We start from the raw sequence: 16,321 nt of genomic DNA on the forward strand, positions 1-16,321 counted from the left end.
TCAGTACACAATATTTTTAAAATTAAATGGTTGGTAGATATAGGGCTACGATCAGTCCATTTAATTAAAAACGATAGCCTACCCCAAGATATGTGACCAAAGGATCTAAATCAATTTTTGTCGTGGACTTGATCAATTGGGTACTTGTCGATGTATCTGTGACAGTCACAGTTGCTACATTATTAAAGTTTGGCATATAACTTAAAGATCCAGTGGTAAACCAACGATCGGTTAAATCAAAGGTAAAACCTGCTGTGAGTACTGGTGCAAAGGCATCACTGGTTTTAACTTTAACTTTTGGTGTCGCTGTTGAACTGCCTTGACCACCGTGCAATGCTTCACCCGCTCGATCATTGAGGATATTATCAATCATATAACCTGCTTGAATAAGGTCTTGTTCTACACCGTCATTAAGCTTTAACTTATTAAAATGACCATATACAACACCCGCGCCAACAAAAGGTCGGAACTTAGTTTGTCCTGAAGCGCCAAAATGATATTTAACTGTTGCTGCAGGCGTCCATGCAGTCACTTCTGCAACTTTGCCATGTGCACCAAGATCGGTAATTAAGGTATCTTTTAGCAGTTTTAAACCATTTAAATAGGTCGGTGGTGTACCTTTTCCGGGGGTGTTGGCAGTGGAGAGTGCCAAAGCTCTAATTTCTCCAACGCCATCAATATCAATTTTTGGTGGGATACCACCGACTAATTCAAGAGATACATGATCATTTACAAAGTAGCTTAAAGTTAAACCCAATGTATCGGTATCCGCGACTTCCATCCCACCTTGAGCGGTATAATCAGAAATACCAGTGATATCCGATCTGGCTCCAGTGGTTAGACTTGCTGGAACTTTATAGTTGGGGTCTGCTTTACCATTTTTGATAAAAGTATTTAATAAAAGCCCACCCATTCCCTTAATTTCAGATGCATTGGTTTCGTAGTTGGCAATATCACTTCCCCATAATGATGATCCAACGCCATAGCTGCCACCTTCTACAACACTGGTTGTTACATGTGTTGAGTTGGCTTTGCCTTGAGGCATGACATGCATCCAGCCTGCACTGACAGCCCAGCGTTTAGAGGTTGTAGAATCCGCATAACATAAATGAGTTGTTAATAGACATGCCAATGGCACAGCTATTCTACAAATTTGATTCATTTTAATTCCCTTGTAGTTCACTTTTTTTTATGGTTTCAGCGGATCCTTTCTGAAACACGGTCCCATTATTAAAGTTGGCATTGGTTAAAGCAATCTCACCCATTTCATCAATAATATTCAAAATTTTAATGGAAAAATCAGTTAAATTTAAAATAAAACAATAAAATCAATTTCTTATGTGTTTTTTGATGCATGCTCGAATGCTGTATTGGAGCGGTCATTTGTCATCAAATGAAAAGAGGTTGTCATCAAATGTACATCACCAAAATCAACTAAACCGTATTGTGAATAAGCAATTTATAGAATTCATCTTCATTTATTCACTTAAAATTAAAGGTAGATCAATGGAAAAAATACAGACAAAGGCAACCGTTTTAATTGTTCCTGGTTTACGTGACCATGTTGCTGAACATTGGCAAACCTTATTGGAGCAAAGGCTGGTCAAGGTACGATCTGTCCCTGCATTAGAAATAGACAAACTCAACTGCATAAAAAGAGTTAAAGCGATCCAAGCGCAACTTGAAGAAATTGATGGTCCTGTGATTTTAGTTGCACATAGTGCAGGGGTATTAATGACCGTTCACTGGGCAGCGATCTATCAACACAATATTCAAGGGGCTTTGTTGGTGACACCACCCGATTTATCGGCCAAATGGCCTGAAAATTATCCAAGTTCTGCAATGCTAAAACAGCAAGGATGGGATCCTTTACCTAACAAGTTTTTGCCTTTTCCAAGCATTGTGGTCGCAAGTACCAATGACCATTTAGCCAGTTACCAGGCCGTTAGGACTATGGCAAAAACATGGGGCAGTCAATTGGTGAGTTTAGGTGAAGTGGGGCATCTTAATCCTGCTGCTGGATATGGGTATTGGGCACAAGCTGAACAATTTATTCAACAATTAGACCAAGTAGATGATTCGATATGTATCGCTTAGTTCATAGACTTTATATAGCGGAATTTATTGAGAAGTGACTTGGTTCGATTTCCCCGCCGTTTTAAGACAGCATTGCTCATAGGTTAGCAGTATTCATAACAGATTAAACAATTAAAAAAATCATGCATATTTCAAAATAGTCAATATGGCTATTTATGGAGTTAAATCGAATTAAATCATATCGATATGGAGATCGAATGATGCAAAATGTGATATGTAGCAATAACGTGAAACACACGATTATTTTCACTCAAAAGCTGAGTGTCTGTTTAGTGCTGTGCTTAAGTATTTCAAAAGTCTCCGCAACCAGTGTTGAGATCAATGAGGATTTGAAATTTGAAACCAGTACCATGCTCAGCCTAGGTGCAAATTGGAGTACTCAAGATGCTTCAAATCAGTTGGTGTATAAACCTGATGCAAATCATATCGGAAAGGACGGTTTAAGCGTTGATGTGAATGGCGACGACGGGCATGTGAACTTTAGTCAGAATGATAACATTTCCCACATTATAAAAGGTTTGACTGAGTTTCGTTTAAAAGGGCAACAACAGGGGGCAGTACTCAGCACTAAATATTGGTATGACCATGCTTATGAAACTGGTCGTGGAGATTTAAAAGCCTTTGATGATTCTGCGTGGCCTAGATTAGCTAAATTTAAGGGCATTGATCTTTGGGATGCCTATATCTGGAAAAATTTTGCTTTAGAAAATGGTCAAAATGCCAATCTAAAATTAGGCAAACATACTTTAAATTGGGGGAAATCACAGTTTTTCCAAAATGGTATAAATTCAGTCAGTGCCTTGGATTATGCTGCAATCAATCGGCCAGGAGGAGAGGCAAAAGAACGAATCATTCCTGTCGAAATGTTTTCATTTGAGGCTGGAATAACGCCAAATCTTAAACTGGATGGTTTTTATCAGTTTAAGTTTAGACCTTCTGTGGTGGACGGGTGTGGGACGTTTTTTGCAATTTCTGACTTTGTTCCAGAAAACTGTGGTCCGATTATTTTGACCGTTACATCAGGAGATAAGTTGTCTGAAAGTGCTTTAGATGCACAGACTTATATTCCACGGGCAGAAAGTCGATACGCCAAGAATAGTGGGCAATATGGTTTTACTTTAAAGCAAACTTTACCTCGTTGGAATAATGCTGAACTTGGTGCATATTTTGCGAACTATCACAGTCGCAATGCTAATTTTGATGGTACAGCGGTAACTGCATCAGGGCCTGCATATTTTAATACAGCTCGATTTTTTTCAATTTATCCAGAAAATATTAAAATGTATGGATTAAGCCTAGCAGGAAAAGTAGGGACAACCGCTGTTTTTAGTGAATTAACCCATAAACCTAATCAGCCCTTACAATTAAATGGAACAGATATTGTCTATGCCCAAGTTTTAGACAAAAATACGCCTCTTACACCTCCAGGAGTTGCGGCTGAATTTGGGCAATATTTACAAGGTTATGTAAGAACGCCTGTAACCCAATTTTCACTGGGTGCGAGTGATCGTTTAAACAATATATTGGCTGCAAACGCATTGAATTGGGCGGCAGAGTTTGCAGTGAATCATATTGCAGATATTGGTAATCATCGTTTTGGACGGGTCGGTGCATTTGGGCGGAGTGAGCTTTCATCTGGTGCTTATAATCCTGAAACAGGTGAATATAAATGTACGCCTTATGGCACCGCACATCTTGCAAATGATGTGATTGATGGTATGAATGAGCGCTTTTGTAATCGGGATGGTTTTTTTACGCAATGGTCATATGGCTATCGTTTACGAGGGGCTTTAAGTTATCAAGATATTTTACCTGCGACCGTCATCACACCAAGTGTAATCTTTCGCCATGATATAGCTGGATTTAGCCAAAACTTTCAAGAAGGTCAAATGAGTATTGCGGCCACTATTTCAGTGAGTTATCAGCAAAAGTATACAGCTGAACTTGCATATACCAATTTTTTTGGTTCAAATGATTTTAGTACCCTTGATGATCGAGATTTTGCTTCGTTGGTATTAAAAGCTAATTTTTAACATTCAGAAATTGGATGCCATGTTTATTGGAAAGTTTGGCATCCAACATAAAGCGCATCTTTTTAATAATAAATATTTAATTCATTTATACAGAAAATGCTTATACAGCTTTGGCAAAAACTGACTTTTCTGTTGTTTATGGTATTTAATTATTCAATCTTATCGATATTGATGTTATTGGAGCTGCTAAGAGTATTGAAGGGCATAGGCTTTATTATCAGTATAAATATGACCTGTTCAATTGATCAAAAATTGCATTTGTTATTTAATGATAAATTACATGAAATATGTATTAAATTACAATATTTGCATTCTATTTAAAAGTTGGTTTTTAAAAATTATGTAAATTTAAATATTTATTTTTTATAGTGTTTTTTTGTGAATTATGTATTTAATTGTGAATAAAAAAGGTGTGGAAGTTTGCAAAACAGAATAAATAATGATAAAAAAAGTGCATTATCTGAATAACGTAAATGTTTGCTACAGATAGATTGAATGATAGAAATATGAATGTTGGATATAAATAAATAATGAAAGTTTATGAAATGGTGTTTCATAAAGGCATAGACGAAAGCACTCATTTTTTTTATAGTGAAAATAGCTATGCTTCACGTCAGCATTTTATCGAATTAATACGTTTAGATATTGACGCTGAATTGACTAATTTTAAGATGACATGCTTAAGTGATGATCAGTATGATTTAAAAGCATTGTTTGAAGAAGTTCATAAAGAAAGCCATTTGCATGTAGATAAAATGGAAGCTGAGTTTATTCGTAATGCAATTGCTACATTTGATCCATGCATTTGTTTAAGAGTTAAAGAACGGGATGTTCTTAAACCGAGTGGAAATACTTTTCATATTTAGTCATGATCCAAACTGTATACAGAGATTCACGATTTTCGGTCGACATGTTAAAGTGTCATATCGTATCCCATTCTTCACCCCAGAACGAATGGGATTTTTTTATTTTTGATGAGTAGATAAAATAACCGCTAAGTGTTAACTTTTATTGATTAAATCATATTTTTAATAATGTCCCCGTCACTAATTTACAACCTAATTATCGTGATTAATCTAGCAATACAAAGCCATTGTGAGCAATGATTGTAAAAGATTAATTTGGGGGTATTGATCATGGTTACTTTGTTATCACGAGTTTATTAAAAATTAGAGCTTTTGAATTAATCATCATATCTTAGATCAATTGAATGAAATGAGATCTATAAAAAATTGTGAAGCTAATAATTAAATCTAAAAGGCGATTCTAAAATTTTTTAGGCAAAAATTTAAAATATAGATGAGCTGGTAAAGCATTTTTAATAATAAGTTTTAATCTTATAAAGAATAAAAAATATTTAAGTTTATCTTTGTCATATTGAGTTTGGTTTAATCTGTGGAACATAAAATTTATCAAGTAAAATTTTGAAATATAGGGTTTAATTTTGTTTTTATGAGGCTTGATCAAGATAAAATACGATATTGCCTAAGCGAAATTTTAAGTCCTTAGATTGGCATATTTAGCTTGATGTTATTTAAATGAAAATTAAGTTAATTCCACTTTTTACTTTGTTAAATTATCAAGTGAAATGTATTTTTTGGTGTTTTAAATATAATAATAATTTAATTCTACAATTCCAATAAAAGTTTGAATTAATACAAATGTTTAAGTTGGTTTTGTGCTGCTTATTAGTTGATTTATTGAACACTTATTCATCACATGTGATTATGTAAATACTTTCACACTTCTTGTGTAAAAGTTTACGAATAATACAAATCATGGGAATTAATATGAATATTTTTACAAAACTAACACTAACTGCATTATTAAGCACGGCTTATATCGCGACTGCACAAGCAGCTGTTACTGGTCAAGTTGATGTCAAGCTGAATGTTTCGACAGGTTGTACTGTTGAAGGTTCTACTGTTACTGGAAATATGAACCAATTTGGTACATTAGATTTCGGTAAAACTTCTGGTACTTGGTCAAACGTTTTGACTGGACAAGTTGCTTCTTCAGCGACAGGTGGTCATCTCGCTGTAGAATGTGACGGTGCAAACCCTGTTGACTTTACTGTTGCAATTGACGGTGGTGTACGCGCTGATCGTAGTCTTAAACATACAACTGCTGCCGACCTAGTAAACTATAATGTTTACCGTGATGCAGCACGTACCAATCCATATGTGATTAATACAGCTCAGACTTTCACTGCTGCGGTAGGTGTAGCTCAAGAAGTTCCAATCTTTGGTGCAATTGCTGCAAACAACGGCACTGCAAAAGCACAGGGTGATTATACAGACACTTTATTGGTGACTGTTAATTTCTAATCAGTATACGTAACAGTGAACAGGTTTGTTGTTGAACAGGCCTGTTTTTAGGAGGAACGTATGCACCTGTTACTTAAACAAAGCGTTGGATTGCTACTTTGTAGCATTGTATCGTCACTCACCAGTGCTGGGCAGTTGGGCGCTAAGTTAAATATTCAACTTGAACTAGAGCCATCCTGCAAGATCAACAATGAGACCGTGAACAACGGAACAAATGGCTTGAATTTTGGACAGCTGGATTTCGGAGAAACCACAGCTGCATTTAATCAGGTGATAGAGACCAGTTTAAGTCAGGGTTCTACATCAGGTTTGACCATTCAATGCCCTGGCAATGCCCCAATAAAAGTTACCTTTGGTGCGGGGCAACATGACAGCAAGGTACCAGCACCTTTTGGTGCAAATTATTTTCGTGCAATCAGTAATGGCACAGATTTCCTTGCCTACAACATCTTATATGGAACTGCTCGCGAAGCGTTAAGGCCTAATCAAATCATTACTTTGACCAATAATGGTCAGCCACAGACGCTTAATCTCATGGGGCAAACTGTTAATAATGGTCGGTCAGTCTCGCTTGGACAATATACCGACACTATTCCAATTACCATTGAATTTTAAAGAACAAAATCATGAAAAAAATAGGTTTAAGTGTTCTGCTGATTTCGATTGTTCAAAGTGGGTTTGCTGTTGATCCTGTAACTTCGGCAAGTTTTAAAGTGCAGGCGACCATTGAAAATGGGTGCAAACTCAGCAATGTCGAACAGTTACTTGATTTTGGTCGTCATCCTGTTGTGGCACAGGGGCAATTAAAAGGATCCGTCATCAATACTGCGCAAAGCTGGAATATCCAATGTACTGCACGGCTACCGGTAAAGGTGATGTTGAATGGTGGTGATCACTTTTCAAATAACTTTCGGCGGATGAAACATGCCCAGCAGAATGAATTTGTACCTTATCAGCTTTATCAGGACAGTAGTTTGCAAGGTGAATATGCCAGTGGCAGTACTTACTCACTGACACCAACCACTACTTTGAATACCGTGCTGGGTTTTGCAGTCTACGGTGTTGCAGACTTGAATAATAACAATCAACCACGATCAGCAGGCCTTTATAAAGATACGGTCGCAATAACGATTACATGGTGATTCTATGAGCTTAAATAAAATGAAAATATGGTCAGGCAGGACTTTCTCTGCGGCCGCGATATTGATGGTCACTTCACCGGTATTCGCACAAGCCACTTTTTTAATCTGGCCAATCTATCCAAAAATTGAAGAAAACGAAAAAGCCACTGCAGTATGGCTACAAAATACTGGTAACTCTGATGCCATGGTACAGATTCGGGTATTTAAATGGGATCAGAATAATCAGCAAGATGCTTATGTAGAACAAACCGAGGTTATTCCAAGTCCACCCGTGGCGAAGATCAAGGCAGGTGAAAAGCATATGTTGCGTTTAACCCGCTCGGCTGCTGTACCTGATGCCAAAGAACTTGCCTATCGAATTATTGTCGATGAATTACCCATCAAGGTGAATCCAGAAAATGAAAAAGAAACGTCGACAGTCAGTTTTCAAATGCGTTATTCCATTCCCTTATTTGCCTATGGCAAAGGGCTTGGCAGTGGTTTAACTGAAGTTTCACAAAAAACCAATACGAAAAATCCTTTGGCTAAACCGATATTAAGTTGGTGGGTCAAGAATAATGAACAGGGCAAACCTGAACTTTATATTAAAAATACTGGTTCAAAATTTTCACGACTTTCGGGAATTAAATTAACCCCGACTTCAGAGCAAATGGCTTTTGGCAAAACCGCCTTTGGTTATGTGTTGGCAAACAGCACCATGAAGTTTGATCTGGACAACAAGTTACTCAACAGCCTAAGTGGTCAAAGCAGTTTGTACGGGGTTGACAGTTCAGGAGTGAAACAGGAATTGGTTGAGATTAAAAAAGAAGGAGGGGGGTAAATGGGTTATTTATCAGGGTTACATACCCCTTCTTTTTTATGCAAAAGCCTGACATTGATATTGGTTGCAAATATCCCATTGCTCAGCAGTAACGTGTATGCAAATGGTTTACCCCCGCCACCACGAGATGTTTCAGAAGTGAATAGCTTATTTAAGCTTTATCTGGACTTGGTGATCAATCAATATTCGACCCGACAAGTGATACCGGTCATTGTCAAAGGCGATCATTACTTTATTCAGCAATCAAAACTGGATGAGTTACAGATTAAGCTGCCTGCGGATGCACTTCAGCAACAGTCAGAAAAAAACCTGACTGATCTAGATGTATTTACTTTAGGCTTTTCGGGCAAGGCCTTGGATTGGGTCAGCCTCAATCAGATTCCCGAATTGAAGTATGAGTACAATTCAGCGCAACAGTATTTTAGTCTAGATCTTCCTGCCAGCTGGATGCCGGTACAGATACGCGGCTTGGATTCTTGGTATCAACCTGAAACAGCGCAGTCGGGTATTGGTCTATTAAATAACTATGACTTTTATACCTACCGCCCAGAGAATGGTGGCTATAGCAGTACACTCTTTACAGAACAACGCTTTTTCTCACCTTATGGTGTACTGAGAAATTCAGGGGTTTATAGCAAGACTGATTTTAAATCTGAGGGGATTGCAAACGACTCAAATCAAGATAATGATGGCTATCGTCGCTATGACACCACTTGGCAATATGATGACCCAGTCAGGGTACTTTCATTTTTAGCGGGTGATGTAATTACTGGAAGTAAAAACGCATGGGGAAGTTCAGTGCGTTTAGGTGGATTGCAGTTACAACGTAATTTTGGTACCCGTCCAGATTTGATTACTTATCCTTTACCCCAGTTTAAAGGACAAGCGGCTTTACCGAGCACCGTGGATTTATTGATCAATGGACAGAAAGCCAATTCAACCGATGTGCAATCTGGTCCTTTTATTCTAAATAATGTTCCGTTTATCAATGGTAAAGGCGAGGCGGTGATTGTCACCACAGACAGTGTTGGCCGTCAGGTGGCAACCTCAGTGCCGTTTTATATTTCGAATACTTTGCTTAAACCGGGCTTATTAGATTATTCCGTGTCTATGGGACAAATCCGCGAAGACTATGGGATTAAGAACTTTGCATATGGCAAATTTGCCAGTTCAGCGGATGCGCGTTACGGGATTAACGATTGGTTCACGGCTGAAGGACGGGTTGAACTCTCCGATTCAATTCAGTTGGCTGGATTGGGTTCAGTGCTTAAGCTGAATCGGTTTGGGGTATTAAGTGGTTCGGCAACCCAAAGCTGGGCTGATGGAGAGCTTAATCAGTTAAATAATAACTTGAACGGAAATAAAAACCTTAAAGGAAATCAATACACGCTAGGTTATAGTTATAACCAACAACGCTTTGGATTTAGTCTCAATCATACCCAACGCGATCAGGATTATTATGATCTTTCACGTTTGCAATATACAGATTTGATTTCAGCCAACAGTCATAAAAGTTTGGTTGCCAATACTTATTTTGCCACAGAAAAGTCAGGTACTTTTGGGGTGGCTTATATCCGAACCAAGAGCCGAGACATTGAAAATAAACTGATGAACCTGTCGTGGGCACCTGTATTACCGTCCTATCTGCGTGGTGCGACAGTGTCGTTAAGTGCCAATCGGGATTTTGTAGAAAAAGAGTGGAGTGCAGCATTTCAGTTATCGGTTCCATTTTCCAAGAGCCGATCCACAGCCAATCTAGGTTATAGCCAACAATCCAGTGGTGACTATGGTTATATCAACTATAACCGCAGTGTGCCATTGGACGGTGGCGTTGGTGTTGATTTAACTCGACGCTTTAATGAAAACAGCGATGATTTTAATCAAGCGCGCGTGAGCTACCGTAACCAATATTTTAATACCGATGTCGGTATGTCGGGTAACCATGATTACAACTATTGGTTTGGACTTTCCGGTTCAGTGGTGTTGATGTCAGGCAATGTTTTCGCTGCCAATCGATTGGGCGAGTCGTTTGCTTTGATTGATACCAACAAAGTTGCAGATGTACCTGTGCATTATGAAAACAGTTTGGTCGGTCGTAGTAACGCCAAGGGTTATGTTTTTGTACCATCGGTGACCCCATATTACGCGGCTAAATACAGTATTAACCCGATCGATTTACCTTCCAACTTTAATGCAACCCAAGTTGAAAATCGGATTGCGGCAAAACGAGGTTCAGGTGTGGTGATTGGCTTCCCAATCAAACAGTCTTATGCGGCGAATGTGTATTTAGTGCAAAGCAATGGGCAAGCGATTCCAGTGGGTGCGGTGGTACATCGTGCGGATCAAGAGTCGAGTTATGTAGGGATGGACGGGATTGCTTATCTTGAAGATCTGAGTGCAGAAAATACCATTCGGGTGCAACTGCCAGATCAAAGCATATGTGAAGCAAACTTTTCGTTGGATTTAAAACAAGCGCAACAACAGATTGCTGTGATTAAGTCAGTTGTTTGTCGTGAGGTGGCTAAACCATGATTACTTTAAAAAAAATAATACTTGCAGGTCTATTATTCTCTGGATTAATATTGATTACTGCTCAGAGCTATGCGGATTGTAGTGTTAACTCAAGTGGTAATGTGTCTATTGGTAAGGTTCCTTCCATTACTCTGGCAGAAAATGGAGTTCAATCTTCGCAATTCAGTGCAGGTTTATCCTGCGGTGGATTTAGTTTGGCTTTAGCGAATATGACTTATTTGAAATATCGGGTCGATCAGATGCCAGCAAACTATATCAATAGTGTCACTGGTGAACGTCTTATTGTGAATTATTTGGATACCAATAGTAATCCAATTAATGTGGGGCAAGAAAGGGATTTGAGTAGCTTTACAATTATCAATTTCTTTACAGGACCTAATGGTTCATTACCATTTTATGCCAAAATTAATCCTGGACAAACGGTATCACCTGGGATCTACCGATCTGAAACACCATTTAAAGTCAAATGGTATTATTCTGTACCTGCAATTGCTGTGATTGGGATTGGATTCTTTTTTGAAAGTCCAGGTTTTAAACGTCCGGGGATATTTTCAGATCTCAATTGGGGCAGTGGTAGTGATGCTTCATTAAATTTAAGTATTGAAGTTTTACCCGATTGCCGGATTGCGACCAATGATGTGAATTTTGGAACAGCTGCTTTTGCATCGGAATTTCAACCAGTGAAAACCTCGATGGGAATACGTTGTTCTGTTAAGACACCTTATAAAGTGAGCTTGAATGATGGTCTCTACCCACAAAATGGCAATCAACGTGCAATGAAGTCAGAAACGGGTAATAACTATATGAGTTATGAAATTTATAAAAACTCAACCACAGAACGCTGGGGAAGAAATAACGAGCAGTGGTTGAGTGATGTTGCGACTACAAATCCTGGTATTTATGATGGCAATACTCAGCAGGGTTATGCCTTCACAACAAAAATTCTGGATACAAATTCACTAAGTCTGCCTGCTGGTAAATATAGTGATACTGTAACTGTACAGGTCGAATTTTAAGAGATACTCACAATAACATCATGATTTTTTATCATGATGTTAATTATAAAAAAGAATACATATAATTAAATTATTAATTTACACTATTAAAAATACCTAAGCTATATTCTTTTATTTATTTAAGTGGTTTTTTATATTAAATTCCAGTGAAATAAATAATTATTTTTTTTGAAAAAATTTCTTACATCATATTATTTATTTTGTCGCTAATTTCTTGTATTTGTTTGTTAAATATTTTTTTTGTATTTCATGTGCTTAAATTAATCATGCTATTTTTTTATAATGATTCGGCTTTGTTGCACAAACCTATCTGTAAAGGCTTTTTCAGCGATATAATTTTCAAATGAAGAAGCCTACACACAAAATCTACCGCACAACCAATTGGCCCGCATATAACCGAGCACTCATTAATCGCGGAAATATTGCCCTTTGGTTTGATCCTGCTACGCAATGGTATGCTCCATCAAAAGGCAAACAAGGGCGAAATCAAACCTACTCCGACGCAGCCATCCAATGCTGCTTAATGATTAAATCCTTATTCCGTCTATCTTTACGTATGGTCACTGGCTTTGTGCAAAGTCTGATTAAACTTTGCGGATTAAATTGGACCGCACCAGATTACAGTACGCTTTGTAGAAGACAAAAGCATATTGATATTGCAATCAGCTACCAAAAAAGTAGCGATGGGCTGCATCTACTCGTAGACTCTACAGGGATGAAGTTTCTAGGTGAGGGCGAATGGAAACGCAAGAAACATGGAGCTGAATATCGTCGCCAATGGCGTAAACTACATATTGGTATAGATGCCAAAACCCTACAAATACGCGCTATTCAGCTCACAACCAATAATGTCTGTGATTCACAGGTGCTTGGTGATTTACTTAATCAGATTCCACAAGATGAGCAGATTGACTCTGTTTATACCGATGGAGCTTATGACACCAAGCAATGCCGTCAGGTCATTGCAGATCGGCAAGCACATGCGGTGATTCCACCTAGAAAAAATGCGAAACCATGGAAAGATACAAAGAGTAGCTCGCTAGAGCGAAATGAATTACTTCGAACAATTAAACGTTTAGGTAGGACACTATGGAAAAAATGGTCAGGCTATCATCGCCGAAGTTTGGTTGAGACTAAAATGCACTGCATCAAATTATTAAGAGATAAACTCAGTGCAAGGAGCTTTGATAGCCAAGTCAATGAGGTTCATGCACGTGTAGCAGTCCTCAACAGATTTACGGAATTAGGTCGACCACTTACCCAAGTTACGCCTTAAATTTGGCTCAATTAGGGGCGCTTTGCCTTTCAAATCTTTGTGCAACAAAGCCTAATGATTCTGATTTTATGTTTTTAAATCATTAATAGTGTTTAAAACACCAATATAATTTTCAACAGATGTTTTTTTTATTAGTATAAGATTATAATAATTGTTTTAATTATAAGAGGGTTATTTGTTGTGCGAGTCTATGCATATTTTAGAGTGGATGATTTGTCTATAAAAGACAGTAATTATGTCTCCTATATTTCAAACGCTGGTTATGAAATACCAAATAAGCGTGTGATTTTTGAAGAGGTCGAAGCAGGTATATCATTAAAATATAGAAATAAATTTATTAATTTAGTGAATTATGCGATGGAAAGCGGTGATTTATTGTTAATCAATGGCATTGATTCATTAGGTGGTAACTTTAACGAAGTAGCTTCAAGTGTAAACTTGATTTTTAAAAAAAAAATTCGATTAATCTGTTTAGATTTTTCTAAAAATGAAATTGTCGGAGATCTTAAGAAATTATTTATGCATTTTTTAAAGTTATGTTCTGATTTTGAAGAGAAATCTAGTTTTTCTAAAAAGAGCATTATGAATAAAGCAAAAAAGCGTGTGGGTCGTCCTGAGATTTTAACTGATAAGCAAAAGAAAGAAGCTTTGGATAAGTTTAAAAAAGGCCATACGGTTTATTCAATTGCTAAGCATTACTCAGTTACTCGAACAGTCATTCAACGTTTAATTTTAAAATCTTCTGACGTCATTAGTAGTGATGAAAAGTAAATGAGGAGTATAAAACTTCAGAAAAATCATATAAGTAGATTTGCGATTGCGCAGAAGAGAACTGATTTCAACAAAACAATTATTGTCCAATTGGTTTATGTGTTGCGACAAGTAAATCCCAAAAAAGCAAAAAATTTGATGAGTCATTATAGTATTGAAATAAAGTCGATAAATGGTTTGATCAGCTATAGGATTCAAGGGATTAAACATGAGGGAAAAATGATTATCTTTTTATATGGTTCTGATTTATATTTTTTGGATCTAGATAAGTCATTATTTGAACATGAATATTGATTTATTTGTGGTGTGATAAAGTATATGGTTGTAGTTGATTTGTTTGTTGCCTAAAAATAAAATTTAAGATGTTTTTTTTGATATCATATTTGTTTATTATTAATGTGTTTTAAAGTTTATTTTAAATAAATCAATTTTTAATTAATTTTTTATAATGTGAGGGTTTGATTTTATAAATTTTTAAATATTATTATTGAGTTGTTGTATGTTTTTTAATTAAAGGTTTCTTGATTTAATGATGCATAGAAGGAGGGTGGTTTATTTATATTTTGAATTTGGTGAATTGTATTTAAAGGATTAAAATATTTATTAAATTTAAAATATTTTTATTAAAATAATATTTGTATGTGATTTAGAAAGTTACAAGCTCAATTTAAAATTTAAATGTCAAAACATTTGGGAAGTATCCAAAATAGGGTTGAATACTTCCCAACATAGTCAGAGCCGCTTTATCAATAAGCAGTCTAAATTTGAACCATCTTAATTTGAATAGTCCTAATTTAAAGTCGGCATTGAAAATTGTTTGTTTTCTCGGATGTTGGCAGAAGGCCAGCGTTGAGTAATGGTTTTTCGACGTGTATAAAAACGTACACCATCTGGACCATACGCATACAAATCACCAAAGAGTGAACGTTTCCAACCACCAAAACTATGATAAGCGACAGGTACAGGCAAAGGAACATTGATACCCACCATACCTACTTTAATATGATCAGAAAAATAACGTGCTGCTTCTCCATCACGAGTATAGATGCATGTTCCATTACCATACTCGTGGTTATCAATCAGATCCATGGCTTGTTGCATGGTCTCTACCCGCATAATTTGTAAGACAGGGCCAAAAATTTCCTGTTGGTAGCTGTGCATATTCGGGGTAACTTGATCAATTAAAGTGGGCCCCACAAAAAAGCCATTTTGAAAATCGTCAACGCTTGCTTGTCTGCCATCCACAACGATTTTTGCACCTTGTTGCTCTGCACTGTCAATAAAACCAATCACTTTGGCTTTATGTTCTGCCGTAATCACAGGTCCAAAATCATTATTTTTATCGGCAAAATGTCCGAATTTTAATTTACTGATTTCATTTTGAAGTTTAGCAATGACGGTATCTGCAATTTCGTCACCGACTGCAACCGCAACAGAAAGCGCCATACACCGTTCACCAGAGGAACCAAAAGCTGCGCCAAGGAGGGAATTCACCACATTATCGACATCTGCATCGGGCATGATAATAGCGTGATTTTTTGCCCCACCTAAAGCTTGACAACGTTTGCCCGCAGCTGTTGCCGTTTTATAAATATATTCAGCAATTGGGGTTGAGCCTACAAAACTAACCGCTTGGATGCGTTGATCATTTAAAAGTGTATCTACTGCAACTTTATCGCCATTGACCAGATTAAAGACACCATCGGGAAGTCCAGCTTCTTTTAGTAATTGCGCGATATATAATGTTGAAGATGGATCACGCTCAGAAGGTTTTAAAATAAAGCAGTTGCCGCAGACAATTGCCATTGGGAACATCCAAAGTGGCACCATCACAGGAAAGTTAAATGGGGTAATCCCTGCAACGACACCTAAAGGTTGAAATTCACTCCAAGAGTCAATATTCGGCCCAACATTTTTGGAGAATTCACCTTTTAAAAATTCAGGTGCACCACAAGCATATTCAACATTTTCAATCCCGCGCTGTAATTCCCCAGCTGCATCATGGCAAATCTTGCCGTGTTCTAAACCAATCAGCTCACAGATTTTATCGGCATTTTTTTCAAGCAACGCTTTAAACTTAAACATAACTCGCGCACGTTTGATCACTGGAGTATCACGCCATGCAGGAAAGGCATTTTCTGCTGCTGCTATTGCATCAAGTACGGTTTTTTGGCTGGCAATGGCCACTTGAGAATTTGATTCACCTGTGGCTGGATTAAAAACTTTTTGGCTACGACTTGCTTCTATTGAAAGCTGACCATTAATAAAATGTCCGATTGTATTCATTGAGATCTCCTGATTTATTTT

The 16,321-nt window shown here is 37.2% G+C and carries 13 protein-coding genes; 11 read left to right on the forward strand and 2 right to left on the reverse strand.

The features are described from left to right. Nucleotides 1–64 precede the first annotated feature (64 nt). Complete coding sequence (locus PYV58_RS06740) at nt 65–1,162, reverse strand: OmpW family outer membrane protein (RefSeq protein ID WP_034611538.1); 1,098 nt, start codon at nt 1,160–1,162, stop codon at nt 65–67. Nucleotides 1,163–1,506: 344 nt separating this feature from the next. Between PYV58_RS06740 and PYV58_RS06745 the strand changes: the two genes are divergently transcribed. The 11 genes from PYV58_RS06745 to PYV58_RS06795 all read left to right on the forward strand — a co-directional run bounded on the left by PYV58_RS06745 (nt 1,507) and on the right by PYV58_RS06795 (nt 14,014). Then, the gene (locus tag PYV58_RS06745) at nt 1,507–2,097 is read left to right on the forward strand and encodes an alpha/beta hydrolase (protein ID WP_034611542.1); all 591 of its coding nucleotides are present in this window, start codon (nt 1,507–1,509) and stop codon (nt 2,095–2,097) included. A 197-nt stretch (nt 2,098–2,294) separates the two neighbouring features. Continuing rightward, on the forward strand, nt 2,295–4,130 hold the full coding sequence (locus PYV58_RS06750; protein WP_034611544.1) for a DUF1302 domain-containing protein: 1,836 nt from the start codon (nt 2,295–2,297) through the stop codon (nt 4,128–4,130). Nucleotides 4,131–4,660: 530 nt separating this feature from the next. Continuing rightward, complete coding sequence (locus PYV58_RS06755) at nt 4,661–4,996, forward strand: hypothetical protein (protein WP_034611545.1); 336 nt, start codon at nt 4,661–4,663, stop codon at nt 4,994–4,996. 924 nt (nt 4,997–5,920) lie between these two features. Next, on the forward strand, nt 5,921–6,457 hold the full coding sequence (locus PYV58_RS06760) for a spore coat protein U domain-containing protein (RefSeq protein WP_275059725.1): 537 nt from the start codon (nt 5,921–5,923) through the stop codon (nt 6,455–6,457). A gap of 60 nt (nt 6,458–6,517) precedes the next feature. Beyond that, nucleotides 6,518–7,072 (forward strand): spore coat protein U domain-containing protein, encoded by a 555-nt coding sequence (locus PYV58_RS06765; RefSeq protein ID WP_004822926.1) that lies wholly within the window; start codon nt 6,518–6,520, stop codon nt 7,070–7,072. A gap of 11 nt (nt 7,073–7,083) precedes the next feature. Then, a complete protein-coding gene (locus tag PYV58_RS06770; protein WP_096734691.1) occupies nt 7,084–7,599 on the forward strand; it encodes a spore coat U domain-containing protein in 516 nt (171 codons plus the stop codon). Between the two features lie 19 nt (nt 7,600–7,618). Then, nucleotides 7,619–8,419, forward strand: coding sequence for a fimbria/pilus periplasmic chaperone (locus PYV58_RS06775; RefSeq protein ID WP_275059830.1), 801 nt, complete (start codon nt 7,619–7,621; stop codon nt 8,417–8,419). Continuing rightward, entirely contained in the window at nt 8,420–10,951 is a 2,532-nt protein-coding gene (locus tag PYV58_RS06780) for a fimbria/pilus outer membrane usher protein (RefSeq protein ID WP_275059726.1), read from the forward strand. After that, nucleotides 10,948–11,967, forward strand: a complete 1,020-nt coding sequence (locus PYV58_RS06785) for a spore coat U domain-containing protein (RefSeq protein WP_275059727.1) — start codon at nt 10,948–10,950, stop codon at nt 11,965–11,967. Before PYV58_RS06780 ends, PYV58_RS06785 begins: the two co-directional genes overlap by 4 nt. Before the next feature lie 343 nt (nt 11,968–12,310). Beyond that, nucleotides 12,311–13,243, forward strand: coding sequence for an IS5 family transposase (locus PYV58_RS06790; protein ID WP_000743262.1), 933 nt, complete (start codon nt 12,311–12,313; stop codon nt 13,241–13,243). 180 nt (nt 13,244–13,423) lie between these two features. Continuing rightward, complete coding sequence (locus tag PYV58_RS06795; RefSeq protein ID WP_034616506.1) at nt 13,424–14,014, forward strand: recombinase family protein; 591 nt, start codon at nt 13,424–13,426, stop codon at nt 14,012–14,014. 789 nt (nt 14,015–14,803) lie between these two features. Here PYV58_RS06795 and PYV58_RS06800 read toward each other — a convergent pair. Continuing rightward, nucleotides 14,804–16,300: a CoA-acylating methylmalonate-semialdehyde dehydrogenase gene (locus tag PYV58_RS06800; RefSeq protein ID WP_275059728.1), complete on the reverse strand. Its 1,497-nt coding sequence runs from the start codon at nt 16,298–16,300 to the stop codon at nt 14,804–14,806. Between the last annotated feature and the right edge of the window lie 21 nt (nt 16,301–16,321).

Source organism: Acinetobacter sp. TAC-1, from assembly GCF_029025845.1.
Lineage (GTDB): Bacteria > Pseudomonadota > Gammaproteobacteria > Pseudomonadales > Moraxellaceae > Acinetobacter > Acinetobacter guillouiae.

What these genes read in the sequence shown, in the direction of transcription:
- PYV58_RS06765 (WP_004822926.1), top strand. Translation starts at nt 6,518, where the DNA reads ATGCACCTGTTACTTAAACAAAGCGTTGGATTGCTACTTTGTAGCATT.
- PYV58_RS06755 (WP_034611545.1), top strand. Translation starts at nt 4,661, where the DNA reads ATGAAAGTTTATGAAATGGTGTTTCATAAAGGCATAGACGAAAGCACT.
- PYV58_RS06760 (WP_275059725.1), top strand. Translation starts at nt 5,921, where the DNA reads ATGAATATTTTTACAAAACTAACACTAACTGCATTATTAAGCACGGCT.
- PYV58_RS06780 (WP_275059726.1), top strand. Translation starts at nt 8,420, where the DNA reads ATGGGTTATTTATCAGGGTTACATACCCCTTCTTTTTTATGCAAAAGC.
- PYV58_RS06775 (WP_275059830.1), top strand. Translation starts at nt 7,619, where the DNA reads ATGAAAATATGGTCAGGCAGGACTTTCTCTGCGGCCGCGATATTGATG.
- PYV58_RS06740 (WP_034611538.1), bottom strand. Translation starts at nt 1,162, where the DNA reads ATGAATCAAATTTGTAGAATAGCTGTGCCATTGGCATGTCTATTAACA.
- PYV58_RS06785 (WP_275059727.1), top strand. Translation starts at nt 10,948, where the DNA reads ATGATTACTTTAAAAAAAATAATACTTGCAGGTCTATTATTCTCTGGA.
- PYV58_RS06745 (WP_034611542.1), top strand. Translation starts at nt 1,507, where the DNA reads ATGGAAAAAATACAGACAAAGGCAACCGTTTTAATTGTTCCTGGTTTA.
- PYV58_RS06770 (WP_096734691.1), top strand. Translation starts at nt 7,084, where the DNA reads ATGAAAAAAATAGGTTTAAGTGTTCTGCTGATTTCGATTGTTCAAAGT.
- PYV58_RS06800 (WP_275059728.1), bottom strand. Translation starts at nt 16,300, where the DNA reads ATGAATACAATCGGACATTTTATTAATGGTCAGCTTTCAATAGAAGCA.
- PYV58_RS06790 (WP_000743262.1), top strand. Translation starts at nt 12,311, where the DNA reads ATGAAGAAGCCTACACACAAAATCTACCGCACAACCAATTGGCCCGCA.
- PYV58_RS06750 (WP_034611544.1), top strand. Translation starts at nt 2,295, where the DNA reads ATGATGCAAAATGTGATATGTAGCAATAACGTGAAACACACGATTATT.